Here is a 22,756-nt window from a genome sequence, read left to right on the forward strand (position 1 = left end):
AATGTCGTGTGCGAAATCAACGCCACACAGGCCTTTGTTAATGATTGAGACAGTAGATGGGAGCGCATTATATGTGCATTCCGCTAAACAGGTAAATCAGATGTGTACGAAATCACATTTTTTTCCCTGTCGCCTCGGCTGACGGGGCTGGCGGATGATGCAATCGCCGCCTCTCACGCGGGTGACAGGGAGGTTATCCTTCCAGTAACCGGTCCTGTAGCGAAGCGCGTGCCGGGGCGGTGAGCTGGTACTCTTCTGCCAGCCAGGCGTCGACCGTGCCATAGCGCTGGTGGATGGCTGACAGCGCGGCGGCGAGATAGGACTCTTTCACCGTCAGGATATCCGCCAGACTCTGGCGTCCCTGGGGCGTCAGGTCGTTGCCCAGCATCTCCAGCATCCAGGCTTCCACTTGTGTCAGCATGCCGTGGGTGAGCAGATACTCCTCCATGACCGTCTCGCTGTCGCATCCGACGGCAAACAGGGTTAACGCGCAGCCGACGCCGGTGCGATCTTTGCCGACGGCGCAGTGTTGCAGTAAAGCGCCTTCAAAAGGCGTGGTCAGCCAGGCGGCGAGCTGGCGATAGGCCGGGTTATTAAAGGGCAACTGGCGATACAGTTGCAGCATAAACTGCTCCCCGTTCAGCGCGTTAAGGGTGGCAGCATTCAGCTCGGTGACTTTCGCATTCACATCGCCGAGCGGCGGATTAGCGGGCGCGTTTAAATAGTGAGTGAGCGGGCTAAGCTTGTCAGGGGTGCGCTGCACTTCGCCGGGGTCGCGATAGTCGAGCACCCGACTGAGCGGCAGCGTCGCCAGATGGTTGAGATCGTCCGCCGTCAACCGATTTAGCGCACCGGAGCGTAGCAGCTTGCCGCTGCGTACCGTGCGTCCGTCGGCGGCGCGCTGGCCGCCGAGGTCGCGAAAATTGATACCGCCCTGCAGGGATAAAAAAGCCGGGTGTCGCGGTAGGCTGGTGGTCATGGGGTTCCTCATAATGACGTACAGAATAACCGTTTGAGCCCTGGTCTGCGGCTCATCTGACAAAGACCTTAGCACAAGCGCCGCGGCGGAATTTACCGCAGGCCGTGAAAAGTGTGTCATTTGCTGGCATAATGTCTGTTGTGTCACACCCCTCATTCTCTTTTTTCAGGATATCCCCGTGCTAGTATCCAGCAACGTTACCATGCAGTTTGGCAGTAAGCCGCTGTTCGAAAATATCTCCGTTAAATTTGGCGGCGGCAACCGTTATGGTCTGATCGGCGCCAACGGCAGCGGTAAATCGACCTTTATGAAGATCCTCGGCGGCGATCTCGAGCCGACGCTGGGCAACGTTTCTCTCGACCCGAACGAGCGTATCGGTAAGCTGCGCCAGGATCAGTTCGCCTTCGAAGCATTCACCGTGCTGGATACGGTTATCATGGGCCACGGCGAGCTGTGGGAAGTGAAGCAAGAGCGCGATCGTATCTACGCGCTGCCCGAAATGAGCGAGGAAGACGGCTATAAAGTGGCCGACCTGGAAGTGAAATACGGCGAGATGGACGGCTACTCCGCCGAAGCGCGCGCCGGCGAACTGCTGCTCGGCGTCGGCATTCCGGTTGAACAGCATTACGGCCCGATGAGCGAAGTCGCGCCGGGCTGGAAACTGCGCGTCCTGCTGGCGCAGGCGCTGTTCTCCAATCCGGATATCCTGCTGCTCGACGAACCGACGAACAACCTGGACATCGACACCATCCGCTGGCTGGAGCAGACGCTGAACGATCGCGACAGCACCATGATCATCATCTCGCACGACCGTCACTTCCTGAACATGGTCTGCACCCACATGGCGGACCTCGACTACGGCGAGCTGCGCGTCTATCCGGGCAACTACGACGAATACATGACCGCGGCCACCCAGGCGCGTGAGCGTCTGCTGGCGGACAACGCCAAGAAAAAAGCGCAGATTGCGGACCTGCAGTCCTTCGTTAGCCGCTTTAGCGCCAACGCTTCTAAATCACGTCAGGCCACCTCGCGCGCGCGCCAGATTGACAAAATCAAGCTGGAAGAGGTTAAAGCCTCCAGCCGTCAGAACCCGTTTATCCGCTTCGAACAGGACAAGAAACTGTTCCGTAACGCGCTGGAAGTGGAAGCCCTTACCAAAGGCTTTGATGAAGGTCCGCTGTTCAAAAAGGTCAACCTGTTGCTGGAAGTGGGCGAGAAGATTGCCATTCTGGGCGCCAATGGCGTGGGTAAATCCACCATGCTGAAAACTCTGGTAGGCGAACTGCAGCCGGACAACGGCACCGTGAAATGGTCTGAAAACGCGCAAATTGGTTACTACGCGCAGGATCATGAGTACGAGTTCGAAAACGACCTGACGGTCTTCGAGTGGATGAGCCAGTGGAAGCAGGAAAGCGACGACGAGCAGGCGGTACGCAGTATCCTCGGCCGTCTGTTGTTTAGCCAGGACGATATCAAAAAGCCGGCGAAAGTCCTTTCTGGTGGTGAGAAAGGGCGCATGCTGTTCGGTAAGCTGATGATGCAGAAGCCAAACATCCTGATCATGGACGAACCGACCAACCACCTGGATATGGAATCGATCGAATCGCTGAACATGGCGCTGGAGATGTATCAGGGCACCCTGATCTTCGTTTCTCACGACCGCGAGTTCGTCAGCTCGCTGGCGACCCGCGTCCTGGAGATCACCCCAGAACGCGTGATCGATTTCAGCGGTAACTACGAAGACTACCTGCGCAGCAAAGGTATCGAGTAATCCCTGTCCGTTACCCGGGTAGCGGCTACGCCTTACCCGGGCTACGCCTGGCATGTGATCTGTAGGCCCGCGCAAGCGTAGCGCCGCCGGGCAATAACTGCGGGTAAAGAGCCACTTTCGCGCCGGATGGCGGCTGCGCCTTATCCGGCCTACGGTCCGTGCCATTGTGAGCTTAAGAGCGCTATCTTGTACCCATGGTTACTGAAACTGTCCGTTACCCGGGCTACCAAACCGCACAGTGCTGTAGCCCCGGTAAGCGGTAGCGCCACCGGGGATTTTGAGGCCACCCGTTTGTAGCCCGGATTAGCGTAGCGCAATCCGGGAACATCATAAAATCCAGGCCGGGCAAGGCGTAAGCCGCCGCCTGGCATATCGCTTAGCGCCTCCACTCGGTCCCTTCAACGCCATTCACCAGCAGCTTGCGCTTTTCTCCCGCCGGTAATGACAGCTTCAGCGCTTTCCACGCCGGACGGTAGCTGCCGCGAGCGTTGATATTCAGGTTTATGCTGTTGGCGCTGCAGATCATTTCCCACTCCAGCCATAGCGCATCACCTTCTTTATAGCCCCAGCTTTCGCCGTCGTCTTCAAACAGCAGACCGCGGGTTGAGCCGGTACCTTTCAGCGGGAACAACTGCAGTTCGCGACGATCGTCTTTTTGCGCATCGACGTGGCTGATACGTTCACTAAGCGGCAGACCGGCGCCGGCGCGGACCAGCAGCGGCAGTTTTTCCAGCGGCGCGTCCAGCGTCACCCACTGGCCGCCGGCGAACCACTGGTGGCTGTAAAAATCGTACCAGCCGTCCTGATTATCGGGCAGCCACAGCTGGCGTTGACGGGCGCCGGGCTCGACCACGCTGGCCACCAGCAGATCGCGACCCAGCAGGAAGTCATCGCACTCGGCGAAGGTCTGGGTATCGTGCTGGTGATCGAGGAAGGTCGGGCGCAGCATCGGTTCGTCATCGGCATGCGCCTGCCATAACAGGGTGTACAAATAGGGCAGCAGACGGTAGCGCAGCTCGATGGCTGAGCGGATCGCCGGGGTGATTTCCGGGTACATCCAGGCTTCATTGACCGTCTGGTCGTCATTCCACGAGTGAATGGTAAAGCGCGGATGCATCACGCCGTTTTGTACCCAGCGCACGAACAGCTCCGGCTCGGGTTTATCGCCGGAGAAACCGCCGACGTCGTGGCCGACGTTAAACAGCCCGGAAAGGCTCATGCCCAGCCCCATGCGGATGTTATAGCGCAGCGTATCCCAGTTGGTGCGGTTGTCGCCGCTCCAGGTCTGGACGTAGCGCTGCATCCCGGCGCAGCCGGAGCGGGAGATCAGATACGGGCGCTTTTGCGGCGCAAAGCGCTGCTGGGCTTCCATGGAGGCGCGCATCATCAGCAACGGCATCACCGGGCGAATATGTTTAATGGCGATTTCACGGCCAAAGCCGTAGCAGCGCGCCTCGCCGTCCCACACCTCATACTCGTTATTATCGTTCCAGGTCGAATCGATACCCATCTCCAGTAGCTGGGTGGTCACGCCTTCCTGCCACCAGGCCACGGTGTGCGGGTTGGTGAAGTCGAGATGCGACCCTTCATCGTCCCAGAAGCTGGAGCGCTCCGGCGCGTCGGTTTGCGAATCGCGAATAAAAAGACCGCGCTCCGCCACTTCGCCATAGCGCGGATGATCCTGCAGCAGGCAGGGTTTGATATTGGCGGCCAGCTTCAGCCCGGCATCATGGAACGACTGGCTCATCACTTTTGGCTGCGGCACCTTGTCGTAGTTCCAGTTAAAGACGTAGCGCTTGCCGTTGATCGAGGTATAGCCGGAAGAGAGCTGGAACGAGTCGCAAGGGATCGCGTGCTGCTCGCACAGGCGGATGAAGTTCATCAGCTGATTTTGCGCATCCGGCGCGTCGGTGTAGTGCATGGTGGAGCCGCTGTAGCCGAGGCTCCATTTTGGCCCGAACAGGGTTTTACCGGTCAGGCGGACGAAGGCTTTGGTCACATCCAGCACCTGTTTACCGGTAAACAGGTAATAATCGATATCGCCGGCCTCCGCCTGCCAGCGGCGATAGGCGGTGTGGTAGTTGTCGATTTCATTGCCCAGATCCAGCCAGCAGCTGCTCAGGTTGTCATAGAACAGGCCGTAGCTGATATCGCTGCGCTGGGTGATGGTAAACGGAATATGTTTATACAGCGGGTCGGTGCTGACGGCGTTGTAGCCCATGGCATCGAGGTTACGCATTTCATAGCGTTTGCCGTTACGCTGCAGGTCGCCGGCTTTTTCACCCAGCCCGTAGAAACGCTCATCTTTGCGGCGGCTCAGATAATGGGCGACGCCGTCGCCGTGAGCGTTTGCCAGATAGGCGCTGGTGGGGCGGTCACTGGCGAGCGTCTGCCACTCGCCGGCGTCGTCGCGATAGCTCCACTCCAGCCAAAGCGGCTGGTGGACGGTGACGCGCAGCTGGCGGGTGGCGATGGTCAGCGCGTCATCTTCTTTGGTCATCTGCCAGGCCGGGAGGCTAAAACCGCTGAGGTCATCCCGCGCGCGGCCTTCCCACGGCACATCCTGCTGCGGGGCGATACTCCAGGTGCGATCCAGCGCCAGTTGGCCCTGGCGCTTCAGCAGGACGCGGAATAAATTCTCTTCCAGCACGTACAGACACAAAGTGTGCTGACCATCAACGGTCAATTCAACGTGATGCTCCAGCTGTTGGTGCAAACTCCAGTGTTTCAACGTCTTCATATTTTACATCCACTCTCAGGCGCGCTTGGCGCGACGTTCAGCAATAAATGCCACCAGGAAAACGGCGCCAATCAGGTCAAAGAACCCCATGGCGATAAACAGCGGGTTGAAGCCAATTTTGTCGGCGGTCACCCCGATTAATAATGAGAACAGGAAGCTGGCGATCCACGCCGCGGAGCCGCGCATACCGTTGACCGTCGCCATTTGTCCCTTGTCGAAAGACTCCACCACCAGCGCGCTGAGCATGCAGGAGATGATCTGATGGCCGAAACCACCAATGGAGATCAGGATGATGGTGATATAGGGATCGCGAGTAATGGCGACCAGGGCCAGCGAGATCATCAGAAACGCGCCGGTTACCGAGCTGGCGATAACCGAGTTGACTCGCGTGCAGCCGAACCAGCGAACGTACAGGCGGGTGAGATAGCCGCTGACCACGCTGCCAAGATCGGCGGCGAGGAACGGCAGCCAGGCGAACATCGCGATCTGCTTCAGATCCATGCCGTGCTCTTTCGCCAGGTACAGCGGCACCCAGAAGCTCAGTACCGCCCAGGCAGGCTCGGCCATAAAGGCGGGGATGGCGATACCGTAGAAACGTTTATTCTTCGAGACGGTTTTGAGCGCGGTAAAGAAGGGCTGTTTCACCGGCGGGGCTTCGTTATCCTGCTTGATGTACTCCAGCTCGCTTTTGCTGAGGTTCGGGTGCTTTTCCGGGTTCTGATAGAAAGCCCACCACAGCACCACCCACAGCAGCGCCAGCGCGCCGGTAAACATAAACGCCCCCTGCCAGCCGAAGGAGGCGTGGGCGAAGTAGATAATCGGCGGGGCCAGCATTGCGCCGATAGAGAAGCCGACGCCAGCCCAGCCGGCGGCGATTGGCCGTTCAGATTTCGGGAACCACTCGCCGATGGTTTTGGCGTTCGCCGGCGTGGCGGCCGCCTCGGCGCCGCCCATAAAGAAGCGCAACATAGCCAGGTGCAGCCAGCTGCCAGCCCCGGCGTGGGCGATACAGGCCAGCGCCCACAGGGTAGCGCAGATCATAAACCCGAGCTTCAGGCCGATGACGTCGATAAGCCAGCCACAGAGCGGCTGGAAAATCGTGTAAGCCAGCTGAAACGCGCCGACGATCCAGGAATATTGTTCGGTGGTAATACCGAGCGTCGCTTTCAGTTCCGGGGCGATAATCCCCAGCGAGTTACGTGTGATGTAGTTGACGGTGACGCCGAGTAAAAACAGGACCAGCACCCACCAGCGCAGGTTTTTTACCACCCGGCGCGTTTTACTGACCGCGATATCATTGTTGAGGCCTTGACTCATAGCACACTCCACAAGACGTTGTAGGGGGAAAGTGACGGCCTCTTTCCCTGAGTGGTCACATAGTTTTTTTTAACTATTTGAATAGTCTATTTTTTATCTCAACATCATTGGTATAACTAGTATGGGAGATGTTGGACCAATTCAGGCTAAGGGAGAAAAAACGTCGGGCAAAGTGCTATTTATGCAACTTTTTTCATGAAATGACCGAGATCTCAAATTTCGCTCTGTCATTTGCTTACAGGAAGCGCTTTGGCGATTATGAAAATTCTTTCATTTTCCAATCGGAGCTGGATCACAAAATGGATAAAAAGCTGCGCGTCGCCGAAATCGCCGCCCGCACCGGGCTGTCGGCCAGCACCGTTTCGCGCGTCCTGGCCGGAAAGGCGAATACCAGCGATAAGGCGCGCCGGGCGGTGCTGGAGTGCGCCCGCGAGCTGGGGGTCATGCAGGGACTGGCCGCCGGGCGTCTGCTGCTCAATAATCTGCTGGTGTTTGCTCCGCAGCGCGCCTTCGATGAGCGATCGGATATCTTCTACTACCGGGTGATCCAGAGCATCAATAACGCGCTGGCGGCGCATGAAGTGCGCCTGCGCTACTGCGCACTGGACGAGAACGACAGCGACGCCAATCTGTTTCTTGCCCGCATGAACGAAGCGGAGACCCAGGCCGCGGTGCTGCTGGGGATCGACGATCCGCATATTCATGGCCTGGCGGCGGATGTGGGCAAACCCTGCGTATTGATCAACTGTCGGGATGAAGGGATGCGGCTGCCGTCCATTGCCCCCGACCATCGTCTGATTGGCCAGTGCGCCGCCCGCTATCTGTTTGATATGGGCCATCGGGCGGTGATGAACGTGATGTGCCTGCGCCGCTATACCATGGAGCTGCGGCTGGGCGGGATCCAGGAAGCATGGCGCGCGCGCAATCTGCGCTTTACCGCCAGCCGGGATCTCATCAGCGTCGCCAACTTTAGCGCCAGAGAGACGGAAGAGCAGGTAGGGGCCTGGCTTGACGCTTTACAGGGGCGCCCGATGCCCACCGCCTTCCTGGTGGGCGGTGATTTTATGGCCGCCGGCACCGTCAGCGCCCTGCAAAAACGAGGCCTGCGGGTGCCGCAGGATGTTTCGGTAATGAGTATCGACGGGTTTAATCTGGCGGCGATCCAGGAGGTGCCGCTGACCGCGGTGCATGTGCCGCGAGATGAGCTGGGCAGCGAGGCGGTGCATCTCCTGCAGCAGCGCCAGCTGCGCCCGGAGGCGCCGCACGGCTCGCTACTGTTGCACGGCACGCTGGTGGTACGTGATTCGGTACGGCGGATCCGGCCGGGCAAAGGCCATACCGCCGTGGAGCCGCAGGGGCTGTATGACGATTAAACCGGGATACCCAGCGCCCGTTTCCCGTGAATATTCAGATCTTCCAGGGTGAAGCGCCCCTGCCAGCTGGCCTCATAGTCCTCGCGCGGGAAATCCCCCGGCGAGGCCCCTTTTTCCAGAGCAATTTTCACTTTCTGCGCGTAGGCGAGGTTCTTTTCGCACATCGGCGCGGCCGGGATGTACATCACGTTGCCCCAGCCCTGTTGATTTTCCACCGGCGCCACTGAGTGAATAACATCGCAGTGCCACCAGACGGAATCGCCAGCGTTCAGCGCCGGAATCGAGCTTAACGCTTTAATTAAGAGTGGGTGCCATTGCTCAGAGATCGGCAGCACTCTGCCCGGCGCGACGCCGCACAGCTCATCTTCCGGCACATCGTCGAGCAGGGGGCGCAGCAGCACATAAGCCATCGCCTCCGGGATCGGCACCACGTGTAGCAGCCCCTGACCCGGCATCATGTCCGACAGCGCGGTCCAGCCCTGGAAGGTGCGGAACACCGAGCATTTGGTGGTGTTGTCGACGGTGTACTCTTCCACTTCGGTACGGTGCGCGGCGTCCCACGGATCGTAGGCGTCGATATTGCCATTAAAGACGTTGGCGAAAACCTGCTGATAGGCGGGAAGCAGCCAGCGCTCCAGCGCGCCAGAATCGGTATGCGCCCCCAGCCCCTTTGACGTGGTTCCCGGCGGGCGGCGGCGGATACGGTCAGGGTAAATCACGCTGACATCCGGATCGAACCAGCGCTTGCCATTCTGTTCAAAGCGCCACAGGCGATTGAGGAAGGATTGCACCGCCGCCATTTCATCACTCTGTCGCGCCTGCATTTGCGAGGGGGACCAGTAGATCGGATAGATTTCCGGACGCGAAGCCTCCAGCGAACCGAAGAAGCTGTCGCCAGGTCCTTTGTAAACATCATCGAAATGGTTCAGATCGAGGTATTCCAGCATCGCGTTGTCCCAGGCCAGCGCCTGTTCGCGCGGGTAGTGTCCTTTGATCACTGCGCAGCCCCGGCGCTTAATCGCCGCGCGCTGCTCATCGCTCACTTTTCCTTCGGCGATATCGCTGAACGGGATCGTCGGCCAGACCTCCTGGCCTGTGGCTTTCAGGGCATTAATCTCGTCCAGGCGCTCGCTGATACGCGCCGAGAGTTTATCGAACACTGCCTGGACATCGCCAATTTGTGCCCGTAAGGCCTGTTTCATCTGGCGAATTGCCGCTTTGTGGTCGGCAGGTAATGTTTCGTGGGTCGGGAGAGCAGCCATAATAACCTCGCTGTATCTTTCATTCGAAAGTGTTAAATCTTACAAACGTTAATTTAAGTTAAAATGGAGTTAATGCAAGTTTAAAATCTTGCTACGGCGCACAAAATGGAAAAACCGGGGCGCGATGCCCCGGCGAAGGGTCACGCGTTGAAGGGAGCGGTATTATCGAGGACGGCCTGAATGACGTTCAGCGCGCCGTCATGGTTATTATCGTCAGTGGCGTAGCCGGCGATAGCCTTGATGGTGTCGGCGGCGTTACCCATGGCGAAAGCGTATTTCACCAGCTTCAGCATTTCGGCGTCGTTGCCGCTGTCGCCGATGGCCACGCACTGCTGCGGCGAAAGGTTCCAGCGTTTGAGCAGGCGGCTGATGCCGTTGGCTTTATGCAGGCCGGGGATAATCAAATCGACAAAGCCAAAGCCGCTGGTGACCGGCTTCATGATCCCGTCGAGCGACACGTGCAGTTTATCGATCAGCTGTGGGATCTCGCTGTCCGGCAGGTTGAGGGAGAATTTGAACAGCGTGTCGTCGATGCGATGGTAATCGCTTACCCGCTGCAGACGGTGGTAGTGCTTTGACATCAGGTCGACGAAGGCATCCGGAGCTTTATCGCTCACATACGCGCTCTGCAGGCCGCAGGCGACAAAGTTGAGCTGCGGATCTTTGAGCAATTCGCCAATCACCACCTGTGATTCGTGGCGGGTCAGTTCGCCGTGGAACAGCTGCTTGCCATGCTCAAAGACCAGCGCGCCGTTTTCGGCGACGAACGAAATCTGCTCGCGGATCTCCGGGAAGAAGGAGATCAACTGATAGTACTGGTTGCCGCTGGCGACAACAAATTCAATGCCGCGCTGCTGCAGCTGGGCGAATTGCGCCAGAAACCGTGAGCGATCGTAGGTTTTAGCGTCATTGAGAAAAGTTCCGTCCATATCGGTGACGATAACTTTAACGGTCATAAGGGGATGCTCCTGGCTTAACTTCGACCAGTAACATTCTAATTACAATGTGATGGGGAGCACAAATTTATTTCGAATGAAAGTTCACTCAGCGCAGAAAATGCCGGGTGGCAACGTTGCCTTACCCGGCCTGCAGAACAGGGTAGGCCCGCTAAGCATAGCGCCAGCGGGCACGAAGGGTTACAGCGTATGTTCGGTTCGGGCGATGATATCGTCCTGGGTATCCGGCGACAGGGCGGTGAAGAACGCCGAGTATCCGGCGACGCGGACCACTAAATCGCGGTACTGGTCAGGGTGTTTCTTCGCCTCCAGCAGCGTGTCGCGTGACACGATGTTGTACTGGATATGCCAGCCTTTGTGCACTTCAAAGAAGGTGCGCAGCAGCACCATCAGCTTCTGCTTGTCGGACTCATTCTCCAGCGTGGACGGATTCAGCTTCTGGTTAAGCAGCACGCCGCCGAGGATCGCGCCGGTGGGGAGTTTGCCCACCGAACTGATGACCGCTGTCGGCCCCAGATGGTCGGTACCGGAGGCCGGGCTGGCCCCTTCCGCCAGCGGGGTGTGCGCTTTACGGCCATCCGGTGTCGCCATCGTCTGGGCGCCGAACGGAACGTTGGCGGAGATAGACGACGTGCCGGCGTAATAGTTGCCGCCGATTGGGCCGCGGCCATAGCGCGGGTTGTGATACTGCTTCAGCTCGTCGATATAGGTCTGGTAGGCCCGCGCCAGCAACTCGTCGACGCTGTCATCATCGTTACCGTACTTCGGCGCGCCGTTGATCAACCGCTGGCGCAGTTGCTCGTGGGTCAGACCGTCGAAATCTTCCGCCAGCGCCTTCGCCAGTTCCTGCTGGCCGATGGCGCCCTGATCGAAGACCAGTTTTTTCACCGCCGCCAGGCTGTTGCCGAGGTTGGCGATACCCACCTGCAGGCCGGAAACCCAGTCATATTTCGCGCCGCCTTGCTTGATGCTTTTCGCCCGTTCGATACAGTCATCCACCAGCGCCGAACAGAGAATATCGTGGACGTTTTCCTCCAGCATGGTATCGACCACGTACTCAATCTCAATGGATTTACGGGTGTAGTAGCGGATCTGGTTATCCCAGTCTGCCAGCACCTGGTCGAAATTAGCGAAGTTGCCTTTCGACAGGGCATGCTCCTGGGGCAGGAATACCTGACCGCTGGTGGCATCGCGGCCACCTTCCAGCGTCGCCAGCATCACCCGCGCGAAGTTGATAAAGCTCATGCCGGTGCAGCGGTAGCCCCATTTGCCGCCAACCGCGGTTTCGATGCAGCCGATGGCGGCGTAATCGTAGGCGTCCTGCGGCTCGATGCCGAGTTTGATAAATTCCGGGATGACGATTTCGTCGTTATTAAACGCCGGCATGCCGAAGCCGCAGCGGATCACCTGGACGCAGGCGTCGAGGAAGTCGTTGCTCATCCCGGCATGGTAACGCACGCTGAGGTTCGGCTGGGTAGAGCGCAGACGACCACAGGATTCCAGGATGGCATACGACAGCGGGTTGACGGCGTCCTGCGGCTGGCCGTCGACCAGGTTCTGGCCGCCAATGGTGACGTTCTGGTACAGCGGGCTGCCGGCAGAGGCCTTGGAGTGCGAGCCGGAGCGAATTTTGTTGACCTCCAGCAGCTTCAGCCAGCAGCTGTGCAGCAGCTCAATGGCCTGTTCGCGATCCAGCGACTGCTGCAGTTCAACGTCGCGACGGTAGTACGGATAGAGGTACTGGTCCATACGGCCAAAGGAGACCGAGTGGCCATTGGATTCAATCTGCAGGATCAGCTGAATGAAGTAGCACAGCTGCAGCGCCTGCCAGAAGGTTTTCGGCGGCTCATGGGCGATGATGTCGCAGTTTTCGGCTATCGTCAGCAGTTCGTGGCGGCGTGATTCGCGGGATTCTGCTGTCGCCATCTCGCGCGCCAGCGCGGCGAAGCGTTTGCTGTGGTCGCTGACCGCTTCCAGAACGATATCAATCGCTTTCAGGAACTGCTCGCCGTGCAGGTCTTCCAGTACCGTCAGGTTAATGCGCGACCGGCGTTCGGCGACCTTGGCGCGCATACCGTCGAGGCCTTTCTCCAGCAGCAGCGGGTAGTTGACCGCCAGGTGAGCGTCACCGGAAGTCATGTTGCCTTCCGCCTTGATAATACCGGTGGCGAGGAGCGCCTTCTGCTCATCGGTAAACATACCGTAGCAGCGGTCCTGTACGGTCTGCCCGCGCCACCATGGGCACACTTCATGCAGCACGCGTTTGTTCTCTTCGCTGACCGAGAAGCCGGCGCCGGGGCGGTCGGCAAGATCGTCGATCTCTTTCTCAATCCAGCTGACGGTGTATTCCGGGAAAATCGGCGCAGCGCGCACTTCGCTGGCCTGGTTGCCGACGATCAGTTCGTCGTGCTTGATCCAGATGGTGCGCTCGGCAAGGTGATGCGCCAGCGCCAGGGCGCGACGCACCGGGATTGGCTTATCAAGATGCTGCTGATACATCTCGGTGTAGTGGCGGGCGCGTTCGGTACAGACCGGCGGTTTGACAATATGCACCAGTGCCATTTTATGGGCCTGGATGCGGGCGCTGAGGGTATTGAGTTTGAGAGTCGTCATAAGGTTATCCTCGTAAGATCGCCGTTAGCCCCTTGCTCCGCGCATAATCCTGCGCGAAGGCGAGCAGCTCAGGAGCATCCAGCGGTTTGTCCGGTGCGGTGTAGGGCTGACTGAGTAACTGGTATTTGTTCATTCCCAGCGTGTGGTACGGCAGGAAATGGATCTCGCTGACCTGCAGGCGGTCGGCGGCAAAATCGGTGATCGCGGCAATGTCGGCTTCACTGGCGTTGAATCCCTGGATCAGCGGCACGCGAATAATCATTTTTTTCCCTGCCTGCGCCAGTCGCTGCAGGTTATCCAGCACCCGGCGGGCGCTGCCGTCGGTCCACTGCTGGAAAACGGCCTCGTCGACGTGTTTCAGGTCGGCGAGAAACAGGTCGACAAAGGGTAAAGCCGGTTCAATGTATTTCCACGGCACGTGCAGGCAGGTTTCCACGGCGGTGTGAATACCTGCCTGATGGCTGGCTTCGAAAAGCGCCTGCGCCAGCGTCGGGTTCATAAAGGGTTCGCCGCCGGAAAGGGTGATGCCGCCGCCGCTGCGATCGTAGAACGGTTTATCACGCAGCACCGTCGCCATGATCGCTTCGACGTTTTTCTCCTCGCCGCAGACCGTTAGCGCGGTGGTGGGGCAGCAGTCACGCAGCGCAGTAATATGCTTGTCGTTAACGTTTTGCCGATCAATGATCAAACCATCGAGGGTACGGGTGATAACCTCCAGCGCCGCCTGCTGGCACAGATCGCAGCCGGCCAGGCACAGCCGCGAGTCATACAGCAGATCTTCGCTGCGGGCGCGGCTTTCCGGGTTCTGGCACCAGCGGCAGCCCAGCGAGCAGCCTTTCAGGAAGACGACGGTACGGATCCCTGGGCCGTCATGGGTGGAGTAGCGCTGGATGTTGAAGATCATGGCTTATCCTCTTGTTTGCGTATGAATATAAAAACACTTTCGAATGAAGGTTATATTGACGCAAATCAACAAGCGGGATGGGGCTAAGCTCCTGGGGATAAAAAAACGAGAGAGGTCACAAAACCACCGACGACCCTCGTCGCCGGTGTGGGGGTTAGTTCGAGCCGCATACCTCGCACTGCGGATGACGCATCAGCTTCATTTCACGAAACTGGCAGGTCATGGCGTCGTACATCACGATTTTTCCGCTGGCAGGGGTGCCGTAGCCGGTCAGCAGTTTAATGGCCTCCATCGCCTGCAGCGAACCGATGGTGCCCACCAGCGGGGCCATTACCCCGGCTTCGACGCAGGTGAGGGCATTTTCGCCGAACAGACGGCTCAGGCAGCGGTAGCAGGGTTCGCCATCCTGATACGTGAAGACGCTGATTTGCCCCTCCATGCGGATCGCCGCCCCGGAGACCAGCGGGGTGGTGTGCTGGAAACAGCCGGCGTTGAGCTGGTTACGAATGGCGACGTTGTCGGTGCAGTCCAGCACCAGATCGTGATCGGCAATCTGCCCCGCCAGCGCGGTCTCATCCAGCAAGGCATTGAGCGGGACCAGCCGGACGTGCGGGTTAATGCGCGCCAGCGCCTCGCGGGCAGAATCCACCTTCGGTTGGCCGATGGTCGCGTCGCTGTGCAGCGTCTGGCGCTGGAGGTTGGACAGCGAGACGGTGTCGAAATCGAGCAGGGTGAGCTGACCCACGCCGGCCGCCGCCAGATATTGAGCGGCGGCGCAGCCGAGCCCGCCGAGGCCGACCACCAGTACGCGAGCGGCTTTTAGCCGCTCCTGACCGTCGAAATCAAAACCGCGCAAGATGATCTGCCGGTTATAGCGCAGCATCTCCTCGTCGCTCAGCTCAACGGCCATTACAGCCCCCCAAACAGATGATTAAAGGGCTCGACTTCGACCCATTCGCCCGCTTCGACGTGGCCGCGTTCGCGCTCCAGTACGATAAAGCAGTTACCGAGGCTGAATGAGCTGAAAATGTGCGAGCCCTGATGGCCGGTGGTGGTCACCACCAGCTCGCCGTCGGGGTTGCGCTGCAGAATACCGCGCTGGAAGTCGAGACGGCCCGGCGACTTCTTCAGTCGCGTGGCGGCGCGTACCCGCAGGCGGGTTGCCTGAAGCGGGCCGTGCTTGCCCGAGAGTTTCGCCAGCAGCGGCTGCACCAACTGACAGAAGGTGACGGTGGCGGAAACCGGGTTACCCGGCAGGCCGCAGAACCAGCTGCTACTGAGTTTGCCGAAGGCGAAGGGTTTCCCCGGCTTGATCGCCAGTTTCCAGAAGCCGATCTCCCCCAGCTCTTCAAGAATGGTTTTGGTGTAGTCGGCTTCGCCCACCGAGACGCCACCGGAGCTGATGACCACGTCGGCCTGCTGGTCGGCGGCGATAAACGCGTCACGCAGCTTCGCCGGGTCGTCAGGAATAATGCCGAGGTTAATGACCTCGTAGCCCAGCTGCTGCAGCATCTGGTGCACCGCCAGGCGGTTGGTATCGTAAATCTGGCCGTCGCCGAGCGGTTGACCCGGCAGCTGCAGCTCATCGCCGGTTGAGAAGACCGCGACGCGGACCTTGCGCACCACCTCGACCTCGGCAATGCCCAGCGAGGCCAGCACCGGCAGCTCGGCCACCGTCAGGGGCGTCCCCGCCGGGAAGACCACCGCGCCGTGGGCGATATCTTCTCCGCGACGGCGAATGTGCTGCCCGGCTTTCACCGGCGCGGTAAAGTGCACGCCGGCGTCGGTCTGTTCGGTCTCTTCCTGCATGACCACCGCGTCGCAGCCCGCAGGCACCGGCGCGCCGGTCATGATGCGGATACAGGTGCCGGTGGGCCAGGTCTCGTGAAACGGTTGGCCGGCAAAGGCCTTACCGGCGACCGGCAGCGCCGCGCCGTCGCGAAGGTCGCTTAGCCGGACGGCATAGCCATCCATCGCGGCGTTATCAAAGCCGGGCACATCCAGCGGGGAGACGATGTCATGGGCAGTCACACGCGAGAAGGCCTGCAACAGCGGTACAGTTTCCGTCGCGTTCAGCGGCGTAATACGATCGAGCATCTGGGCGAGGGCTGTGTCGAGCGGCATCAGTCCGGCGGTAAAATCCATGGGTCACTCCTGCGGGCAAAACAGCGAAAACGCCTATTATGGCAGAAAAGCGGCGCGGGCTGTATGCCACCTGGGTACGAGGCTTTACATCGCCCGCCGCTCTTTCTATATTCAAAAATTGTATAAGACATTCAGCAATATAATGATATCAATACCCTTATTCCTGACGTGACCGGCGCCGCGCCGCGGTACGACGGGGCAGGGGCGATCCACTTCATCGTTAAGGACTGGCGAAATGGGCAAGGCGGTTATAGCAATTCACGGCGGCGCAGGGGCGATTTCTCGCGCGCAGATGACGCCGGAGCGGGAGCGAGAGTATGCGGCGGCGCTGTCGACTATCGTCGAAAGCGGGCAGAAGATGTTGGCTGCGGGCGCCAGTGCGCTGGATACCGTGACCGAGGCCGTTCGGCTGCTGGAAGAGTGCCCGCTGTTTAACGCCGGGATGGGCGCGGTATTTACCCACGATCAAACCCACGAGCTGGACGCCTGCGTAATGGATGGCTACAGCCTGCAGGCGGGCGCGGTGGCCGGGGTCAAACATTTGCGTAATCCGGTGCTGGCGGCGCGTCTGGTACTGGAGGAGAGCCCGCACGTGCTGCTGATTGGCGAGGGCGCGGAAAATTTCGCCTTCTCCCGGGGGATGGAACGCGTGGAAAACGATCTCTTCTCCACGCCCGAGCGCCTGCTGCAGCTGCAGGAGGCGAAAGCGGGCGGGGAGATTATCCTCGACCACCACGCCGCCCCGCTCGATGAACGCCAGAAAATGGGCACCGTCGGCGCAGTGGCGCTCGACCTGGCTGGCAATCTGGCGGCGGCAACCTCCACCGGCGGCATGACCAACAAATTGCCCGGACGCGTCGGCGACAGCCCGCTGCCGGGCGCGGGATGCTATGCCAACAATGCCAGCGTGGCGGTCTCCTGCACCGGCACCGGCGAAGTTTTTATGCGCACCCTGGCGGCCTACGATATCGCCGCCCTGATGGAGTATGGTCAGTTGAGTCTCTACACCGCCTGCGAGCGGGTGGTGATGGAGAAACTGCCGGCTCTCGGCGGTAGCGGCGGGCTGATTGCCGTCGATCGCGAAGGTAACGTCGTTTTACCGTTTAACAGTGAAGGCATGTACCGCGCCTGGTGCTATGCCGGCGATACGCCGACCATTGGCATTTATCGCGAATAGAAGAAGGGAGAGGGAGAGTGTCGCAAACTCACGAAACCGATACCTGCGAAGTGCTGGTAGTGCGCAACCTGAACGTGGCCTTTCGCCAACAGGATGCGCCAGAGGTGCAGGCCGTGCGTCAGCTATCCTTCAGCCTGCGTCGCGGCGAGACGCTGGCGATAGTGGGTGAGTCCGGTTCGGGAAAATCGGTGACCGCGCTGGCGCTGATGCGTTTGCTTGACGCCGCCAGCAGCGAAGTGAGCAGCGAGGGGCTGTGGCTGCGGCGGCGTAACCGGCAGGTGATCGCGCTCAATGAGCAAACGGACGCCGAGATGCGCCGGGTGCGCGGCGCGGATCTGGCCATGATTTTTCAGGAGCCGATGACCTCGCTGAATCCGGTTTTTACCATCGGCGAACAAATCGCCGAATCCCTGCGCCTGCACCAGGGGCTGGGGCGCGAAGAGGCGCTGCGCGCGGCGAAAAAGATGCTCGACCAGGTACGTATTCCCCAGGCGGAAGAGATGCTCTCACGCTATCCGCACCAGCTCTCCGGCGGCATGCGCCAGCGGGTGATGATCGCCATGGCGCTCTCCTGCCGGCCGGCGGTGTTGATAGCCGATGAGCCGACCACGGCCCTGGATGTCACCATCCAGGCGCAAATTTTGCAACTCATTGCCGTCCTGCAAAAGGAGATGGCGATGGGGGTGATCTTTATTACCCACGATATGGGCGTCGTGGCCGATATCGCCGATCGGGTGCTGGTGATGTATCGCGGTGAGGCGGTAGAGACCGGCAGCGTTGAGGAGATCTTTCGTTCGCCGCAGCACCCTTATACTCAGTCGCTGCTGGCGGCGGTTCCGCGGCTGGGGGAGATGCGGGGTCAGGATCTGCCGCGCCGTTTTTCGCTTCCCGGTCAGCCGCAGGCGGAGACCGAAACGCCAGACACGGTGGCGGCGGGGGAGCCTATCCTGCAGGTGCGCGGCCTGGTGGCCCGTTTTCCGGTGCGCGGTGGGCTGCTCAATCGCGTGACGCGCGAAGTGCATGCGGTGGAGAAGATCAGTTTTGATCTCTGGCCGGGAGAGACCCTGTCGCTGGTGGGAGAGTCCGGCTGCGGCAAGTCGACCACCGGCCGGGCGCTGCTGAGACTGGTCGAAACCCAGGGTGGCACCATTACCTTCGACGGCCAACGGATTGATACGCTCTCCGGCAGCAAGCTGCAATCCCTGCGCCGTAATATTCAGTTTATTTTTCAGGATCCTTACGCTTCGCTTGACCCGCGTCAGACGGTCGGTGACTCGATCATGGAGCCGCTGCGGGTGCATGGCCTGCTGCATGGTGAAGCCGCGCGTGAGCGGGTTTCCTGGCTACTGAAGCGCGTGGGGCTTCAGCCGGAGCATGCCTGGCGTTACCCCCATGCCTTTTCCGGCGGCCAGCGGCAGCGGATCTGCATTGCCCGCGCGCTGGCGCTGAATCCGAAGGTGGTGATAGCCGATGAGTCGGTGTCGGCCCTGGATGTCTCCATTCGGGCGCAGATTATCAATCTGATGCTCGACCTGCAGCGCGAGATGGGTATCGCGTTTCTGTTTATTTCCCATGATATGGCGGTGGTGGAGCGCATCAGCCACCGCGTGGCGGTGATGTATCGCGGTCGCATTGTCGAAATAGGCCCGCGCCGTGCGGTGTTTGAAAACCCGCAGCACCCCTATACCCGTAAGCTAATGGCCGCCGTACCGGTGGCCGACCCGGCCTACCGTCATCCGCAGCGAGTCCTGCTGTCTGATGACGTCCCGGGCAATATCTATAAGCGGGGCGAGGAGATGGCCAGCGTGCCATTGCAGCAGGTTGGGCCGGACCACTTTGTCGCCCGCGAATCCGCCGATGTGCTGGGCAGAGCATAACAACACATAACGCACCTTTTCAGGAGAATACGATGACACAACCTGTTTCACGCAAATGGTGGCTGGCGCTGAGTATCGCGGCGGCCCTGGCGAGCGCCCCTGCCTTTGCCGCCAAAGATGTGGTCGTGGCGGTCGGGTCTAACTTTACGACGCTCGATCCCTATGATGCCAACGATACCCTGTCGCAGGCGGTGGCGAAGTCCTTTTATCAAGGCCTGTTCGGCCTTGATAAAGAGATGAAGCTACAAAATGTTCTTGCCGAGAGCTATACCGTGTCACCGGACGGCCTGGTGTACACCATCAAGCTGCACAGCGGGGTGAAATTCCAGGATGGCACCGACTTTAACGCCGAGGCGGTCAAGGCTAACCTCGACCGCGCGAGTAACCCGGATAACCATCTCAAGCGCTATAACCTGTATAAAAATATCGCCAGCACCGAGGCGGTCGATCCGACCACGGTCAAAATTACCCTGAAGCAGCCCTTCTCGGCATTTATTAACATTCTCGCCCATCCGGCGACGGCGATGATTTCGCCGGCGGCGCTGAAAAAATATGGCAAGGATATTGGCTTCCATCCGGTGGGTACCGGGCCGTATAAGCTCGACACCTGGAACCAGACAGATTTCGTGAAGGTCAGCAAGTTCGATGGTTACTGGCAGCCAGGCCTGCCGAAGCTGGACTCCATCACCTGGCGTCCGGTGGTGGATAACAACACCCGGGCGGCGATGCTGCAGACCGGCGAAGCGCAGTTTGCTTTCCCGATCCCTTACGAACAGGCGCCGCTGCTGGCAAAAAACAGCAAACTGGAGCTGGTGGCCAGCCCGTCGATCATGCAGCGCTACATCAGCATGAACGTGACGCAGAAGCCGTTCGATAATCCGAAGGTGCGTGAAGCCATCAACTATGCGATTAACCGTCAGGCGCTGGTCAAGGTGGCGTTTGCCGGATACGCCACCCCGGCGACCGGGGTGGTGCCGCCGTCGATTGCCTACGCCCAGACTTACACCGCCTGGCCCTACGATCCGGCGAAAGCTCGCCAGTTGCTGAAAGAGGCTGGCTACCCTAACGGTTTCAGCACCACGCTATGGTCATCACATAATCACAGCACCGCGCAGAAAGTACTGCAGTTCACCCAGCAGCAGCTGGCGCAGGTGGGGATTAAGGCGCAGGTGACGGCGATGGACGCTGGTCAGCGGGCGGCGGAAGTGGAAGGTAAAGGGCAGAAAGAGAGCGGGGTACGGATGTTCTATACCGGCTGGTCCGCCTCCACCGGTGAAGCCGACTGGGCGTTGTCGCCGCTGTTCGCCTCGCAAAACTGGCCGCCGACGCTGTTTAATACCGCGTTTTACAGCAACCCGCAGGTGGATAACGCGCTGAGCGAGGCGCTGAAAACCACCGACCCGCAAGAGAAAACCAAACTCTATAAAGAGGCGCAGGATATTATCTGGAAAGAGTCGCCGTGGGTACCGCTCGTGGTCGAGAAACTGGTCTCCGCCCACAGCAAGAACCTCACCGGTTTCTATATCCAGCCGGATACTGGCTTTAGTTTTGAACAGGCAGATTTAACACCGTGAAGGATGGGATGATGCTCTCCGGCGCCAGCGCATGGGGGGCGGTTTTTCCGCGGGGCGGGTTGCGGAGGTATGATGCTCAACTATGTGATTAAGCGCCTGCTGGGGCTGATCCCCACCCTGCTTATCGTCGCAGTACTGGTGTTTCTGTTCGTCCATATGCTGCCCGGTGACCCGGCGCGGCTGATTGCCGGACCGGAGGCCGATGCCCAGGTGGTGGCGATGGTGCGCCAGCAGCTGGGGCTTGACCAGCCGCTGCATGTCCAGTTCTGGCACTACATCACCAACGTGTTGCGCGGCGATTTTGGCATTTCCATGGCCTCGCGGCGTCCCGTTTCCAGTGAAATAGCCAGCCGCTTTATGCCCACGCTGTGGCTGACGCTGGCCAGCATGAGCTGGGCGGTACTGTTCGGGATGGCGGCGGGGATCGCGGCCGCGGTGTGGCGCAATCGCTGGCCCGACCGTCTGGGAATGGCGCTGGCGGTGAGCGGCATTTCGTTTCCGGCTTTTGCTCTCGGCATGCTGCTGATGCAGGTGTTTTCGGTTGAGCTGGGCTGGCTGCCGACGGTGGGGGCCGACAGCTGGCGGCACTATATTTTGCCATCGTTGACCCTTGGCGCGGCGGTAGCGGCGGTCATGGCGCGCTTTACCCGCGCGTCGTTCGTTGATGTGTTGCATGAAGACTATATGCGTACCGCGCGGGCGAAAGGGGTGAGCGAAACGTGGGTGGTGCTCAAGCATGGCCTGCGCAATGCGATGATCCCGGTGGTGACCATGATGGGGCTACAGTTCGGCTTTCTGCTCGGTGGGTCGATCGTCGTGGAAAAGGTGTTTAACTGGCCGGGACTTGGGCGCCTGTTGGTCGATTCGGTAGAGATGCGCGATTACCCGGTAATTCAGGCGGAAGTCCTGCTCTTTTCGCTGGAGTTTATTCTTATCAATTTAGTGGTGGATGTGCTGTACGCGGCCATTAACCCGGCTATCAGGTATAAGTAAGGTGCGATTGCTCAACTGGAGAAGGCAGGCGGCGCTGAACGCCATGCCGGGTATCAGACCCGGCGAGATCCATACCCCATGGCATGAGTTCTGGCGGCGCTTTCGTCGCCAGCCGGTGGCGATGGGCGCTGGTATTTTCGTGCTGTTGCTGATTGCGGTAGCCATCGTTGCGCCATGGATAGCACCGTACGATGCGGAAAATTATTTCGATTATGACCGGCTTAACGAGGGGCCCTCGCTGGTGCACTGGTTCGGTGTCGACTCGCTGGGGCGCGATATTTTCAGCCGGGTGCTGGTCGGGGCGCAGATCTCGCTGGCTGCCGGGGTACTGGCGGTGCTGATTGGCGCGGCTATCGGCACGGTGCTTGGGCTACTGGCCGGGTATTATGAGGGCTGGTGGGACCGGCTCATTATGCGACTTTGCGACGTGCTGTTCGCCTTTCCGGGGATCCTGCTGGCGATCGCGGTGGTCGCTGTCATGGGCAGCGGGATGGCCAACGTGATCATCGCCGTGGCGATCTTCTCGATCCCGGCGTTTGCTCGTCTGGTGCGCGGCAATACGCTGGTGTTAAAGCAGCAGAACTTTATTGAATCGGCGCGCAGCATCGGCGCCAGCGACGCCACCATTCTGTTCAACCACATCCTGCCGGGGACGGTGTCATCGATCGTGGTTTATTTCACCATGCGTATTGGGGTGTCGATTATTTCGGCGGCCAGTCTGTCGTTTCTCGGCCTCGGCGCGCAGCCGCCCACCCCGGAGTGGGGCGCGATGCTCAACGAGGCGCGGGCGGATATGGTGATGTCCCCGCACGTAGCGCTGTTTCCGGCGGTGGCGATTTTCGTGACCGTGCTGGCGTTTAATCTGCTGGGAGATGGCCTGCGCGATGCGCTGGATCCGAAGTTAAAGGGGTAGGGTGAGGGAAAGCACCGCCGTGCGGTGCTTTATATTATTTGCGGCTTCAGCGCACATTGCGCTCCCGGTTAATCTTCTGCGTTATGTCTGGCATGGCGCAGGGAGCGCACAGGGGGCGGCCAGTCGCCGCCGCCCCCTGTACCCCCGGGCTCCGGCCAGCAA

At 59.8% G+C, this 22,756-nt stretch carries 15 protein-coding genes and 1 pseudogene; 7 read left to right on the forward strand and 9 right to left on the reverse strand.

Annotation, left to right across the window (positions count from 1 at the left end; genetic code table 11):
• Positions 1–193: 193 nt before the first annotated feature.
• Positions 194–1,109 (reverse strand): annotated as a pseudogene (locus N438_RS06715) (tyrosine-protein phosphatase).
• 48 nt (positions 1,110–1,157) lie between these two features.
• Between N438_RS06715 and N438_RS06720 the strand changes: the two are divergent.
• Entirely contained in the window at positions 1,158–2,750 is a 1,593-nt protein-coding gene (locus tag N438_RS06720; RefSeq protein ID WP_008805786.1) for an ABC-F family ATPase, read from the forward strand.
• Positions 2,751–3,126: 376 nt separating this feature from the next.
• Here N438_RS06720 and N438_RS06730 read toward each other — a convergent pair whose 3' ends face one another.
• Both N438_RS06730 and N438_RS06735 read right to left on the reverse strand, forming a co-directional pair.
• Positions 3,127–5,490, reverse strand: a complete 2,364-nt coding sequence (locus N438_RS06730) for a glycoside hydrolase family 31 protein (RefSeq protein ID WP_012968651.1) — start codon at positions 5,488–5,490, stop codon at positions 3,127–3,129.
• Positions 5,491–5,505: 15 nt separating this feature from the next.
• On the reverse strand, positions 5,506–6,807 hold the full coding sequence (locus N438_RS06735) for an MFS transporter (RefSeq protein WP_012968650.1): 1,302 nt from the start codon (positions 6,805–6,807) through the stop codon (positions 5,506–5,508).
• A 299-nt stretch (positions 6,808–7,106) separates the two neighbouring features.
• On the opposite strand from N438_RS06735, the gene N438_RS06740 reads away from it, so the two are divergent.
• Positions 7,107–8,180 carry a LacI family DNA-binding transcriptional regulator gene (locus N438_RS06740; RefSeq protein ID WP_116696261.1) on the forward strand — a complete coding sequence of 358 codons (1,074 nt, stop codon included), beginning with the start codon at positions 7,107–7,109 and terminating at the stop codon, positions 8,178–8,180.
• On the opposite strand, the gene N438_RS06745 is transcribed toward N438_RS06740, so the two are convergent.
• From N438_RS06745 to moeA, 6 genes are all read right to left on the reverse strand, one after another.
• Positions 8,177–9,442 carry a DUF1479 domain-containing protein gene (locus tag N438_RS06745; RefSeq protein ID WP_116696189.1) on the reverse strand — a complete coding sequence of 422 codons (1,266 nt, stop codon included), beginning with the start codon at positions 9,440–9,442 and terminating at the stop codon, positions 8,177–8,179. The genes N438_RS06740 and N438_RS06745 overlap by 4 nt on opposite strands.
• Before the next feature lie 140 nt (positions 9,443–9,582).
• Positions 9,583–10,398, reverse strand: a complete 816-nt coding sequence (locus tag N438_RS06750; protein WP_008805791.1) for a Cof-type HAD-IIB family hydrolase — start codon at positions 10,396–10,398, stop codon at positions 9,583–9,585.
• A 180-nt stretch (positions 10,399–10,578) separates the two neighbouring features.
• Positions 10,579–13,011 carry a formate C-acetyltransferase/glycerol dehydratase family glycyl radical enzyme gene (locus N438_RS06755; protein ID WP_012542364.1) on the reverse strand — a complete coding sequence of 811 codons (2,433 nt, stop codon included), beginning with the start codon at positions 13,009–13,011 and terminating at the stop codon, positions 10,579–10,581.
• 4 nt (positions 13,012–13,015) lie between these two features.
• On the reverse strand, positions 13,016–13,915 hold the full coding sequence (locus N438_RS06760; protein WP_116696190.1) for a glycyl-radical enzyme activating protein: 900 nt from the start codon (positions 13,913–13,915) through the stop codon (positions 13,016–13,018).
• Positions 13,916–14,069: 154 nt separating this feature from the next.
• Positions 14,070–14,825 carry a molybdopterin-synthase adenylyltransferase MoeB gene (gene moeB, locus N438_RS06765; RefSeq protein ID WP_116696191.1) on the reverse strand — a complete coding sequence of 252 codons (756 nt, stop codon included), beginning with the start codon at positions 14,823–14,825 and terminating at the stop codon, positions 14,070–14,072.
• Complete coding sequence (gene moeA, locus N438_RS06770; protein ID WP_116696192.1) at positions 14,825–16,060, reverse strand: molybdopterin molybdotransferase MoeA; 1,236 nt, start codon at positions 16,058–16,060, stop codon at positions 14,825–14,827. The genes moeB and moeA overlap by 1 nt, the downstream gene beginning before the upstream one ends.
• A gap of 235 nt (positions 16,061–16,295) precedes the next feature.
• Between moeA and iaaA the strand changes: the two genes are divergently transcribed.
• From iaaA to gsiD, 5 genes are all read left to right on the forward strand, one after another.
• The gene (gene iaaA / locus N438_RS06775) at positions 16,296–17,237 is read left to right on the forward strand and encodes a beta-aspartyl-peptidase (RefSeq protein ID WP_116696193.1); all 942 of its coding nucleotides are present in this window, start codon (positions 16,296–16,298) and stop codon (positions 17,235–17,237) included.
• Positions 17,238–17,254: 17 nt separating this feature from the next.
• Positions 17,255–19,114 (forward strand): glutathione ABC transporter ATP-binding protein GsiA, encoded by a 1,860-nt coding sequence (gene gsiA / locus N438_RS06780; protein WP_048267696.1) that lies wholly within the window; start codon positions 17,255–17,257, stop codon positions 19,112–19,114.
• A 32-nt stretch (positions 19,115–19,146) separates the two neighbouring features.
• The gene (gene gsiB / locus N438_RS06785) at positions 19,147–20,688 is read left to right on the forward strand and encodes a glutathione ABC transporter substrate-binding protein GsiB (protein WP_004176731.1); all 1,542 of its coding nucleotides are present in this window, start codon (positions 19,147–19,149) and stop codon (positions 20,686–20,688) included.
• Positions 20,689–20,760: 72 nt separating this feature from the next.
• Entirely contained in the window at positions 20,761–21,681 is a 921-nt protein-coding gene (gene gsiC, locus N438_RS06790) for a glutathione ABC transporter permease GsiC (RefSeq protein WP_008805798.1), read from the forward strand.
• 1 nt (position 21,682) lies between these two features.
• Positions 21,683–22,594 carry a glutathione ABC transporter permease GsiD gene (gsiD, locus tag N438_RS06795; protein WP_116696194.1) on the forward strand — a complete coding sequence of 304 codons (912 nt, stop codon included), beginning with the start codon at positions 21,683–21,685 and terminating at the stop codon, positions 22,592–22,594.
• Positions 22,595–22,756 lie beyond the last annotated feature (162 nt).

This window comes from Klebsiella sp. GL120222-02 (assembly GCF_003097195.1).
Lineage (GTDB): Bacteria > Pseudomonadota > Gammaproteobacteria > Enterobacterales > Enterobacteriaceae > Klebsiella > Klebsiella variicola.

Coding starts and splice junctions, on each gene's coding strand:
- moeA (WP_116696192.1), bottom strand. CDS start 16,060: ATGGATTTTACCGCCGGACTGATGCCGCTCGACACAGCCCTCGCCCAG.
- N438_RS06750 (WP_008805791.1), bottom strand. CDS start 10,398: ATGACCGTTAAAGTTATCGTCACCGATATGGACGGAACTTTTCTCAAT.
- N438_RS06740 (WP_116696261.1), top strand. CDS start 7,107: ATGGATAAAAAGCTGCGCGTCGCCGAAATCGCCGCCCGCACCGGGCTG.
- N438_RS06745 (WP_116696189.1), bottom strand. CDS start 9,442: ATGGCTGCTCTCCCGACCCACGAAACATTACCTGCCGACCACAAAGCG.
- N438_RS06730 (WP_012968651.1), bottom strand. CDS start 5,490: ATGAAGACGTTGAAACACTGGAGTTTGCACCAACAGCTGGAGCATCAC.
- moeB (WP_116696191.1), bottom strand. CDS start 14,825: ATGGCCGTTGAGCTGAGCGACGAGGAGATGCTGCGCTATAACCGGCAG.
- N438_RS06755 (WP_012542364.1), bottom strand. CDS start 13,011: ATGACGACTCTCAAACTCAATACCCTCAGCGCCCGCATCCAGGCCCAT.
- gsiC (WP_008805798.1), top strand. CDS start 20,761: ATGCTCAACTATGTGATTAAGCGCCTGCTGGGGCTGATCCCCACCCTG.
- gsiB (WP_004176731.1), top strand. CDS start 19,147: ATGACACAACCTGTTTCACGCAAATGGTGGCTGGCGCTGAGTATCGCG.
- iaaA (WP_116696193.1), top strand. CDS start 16,296: ATGGGCAAGGCGGTTATAGCAATTCACGGCGGCGCAGGGGCGATTTCT.
- N438_RS06735 (WP_012968650.1), bottom strand. CDS start 6,807: ATGAGTCAAGGCCTCAACAATGATATCGCGGTCAGTAAAACGCGCCGG.
- N438_RS06760 (WP_116696190.1), bottom strand. CDS start 13,915: ATGATCTTCAACATCCAGCGCTACTCCACCCATGACGGCCCAGGGATC.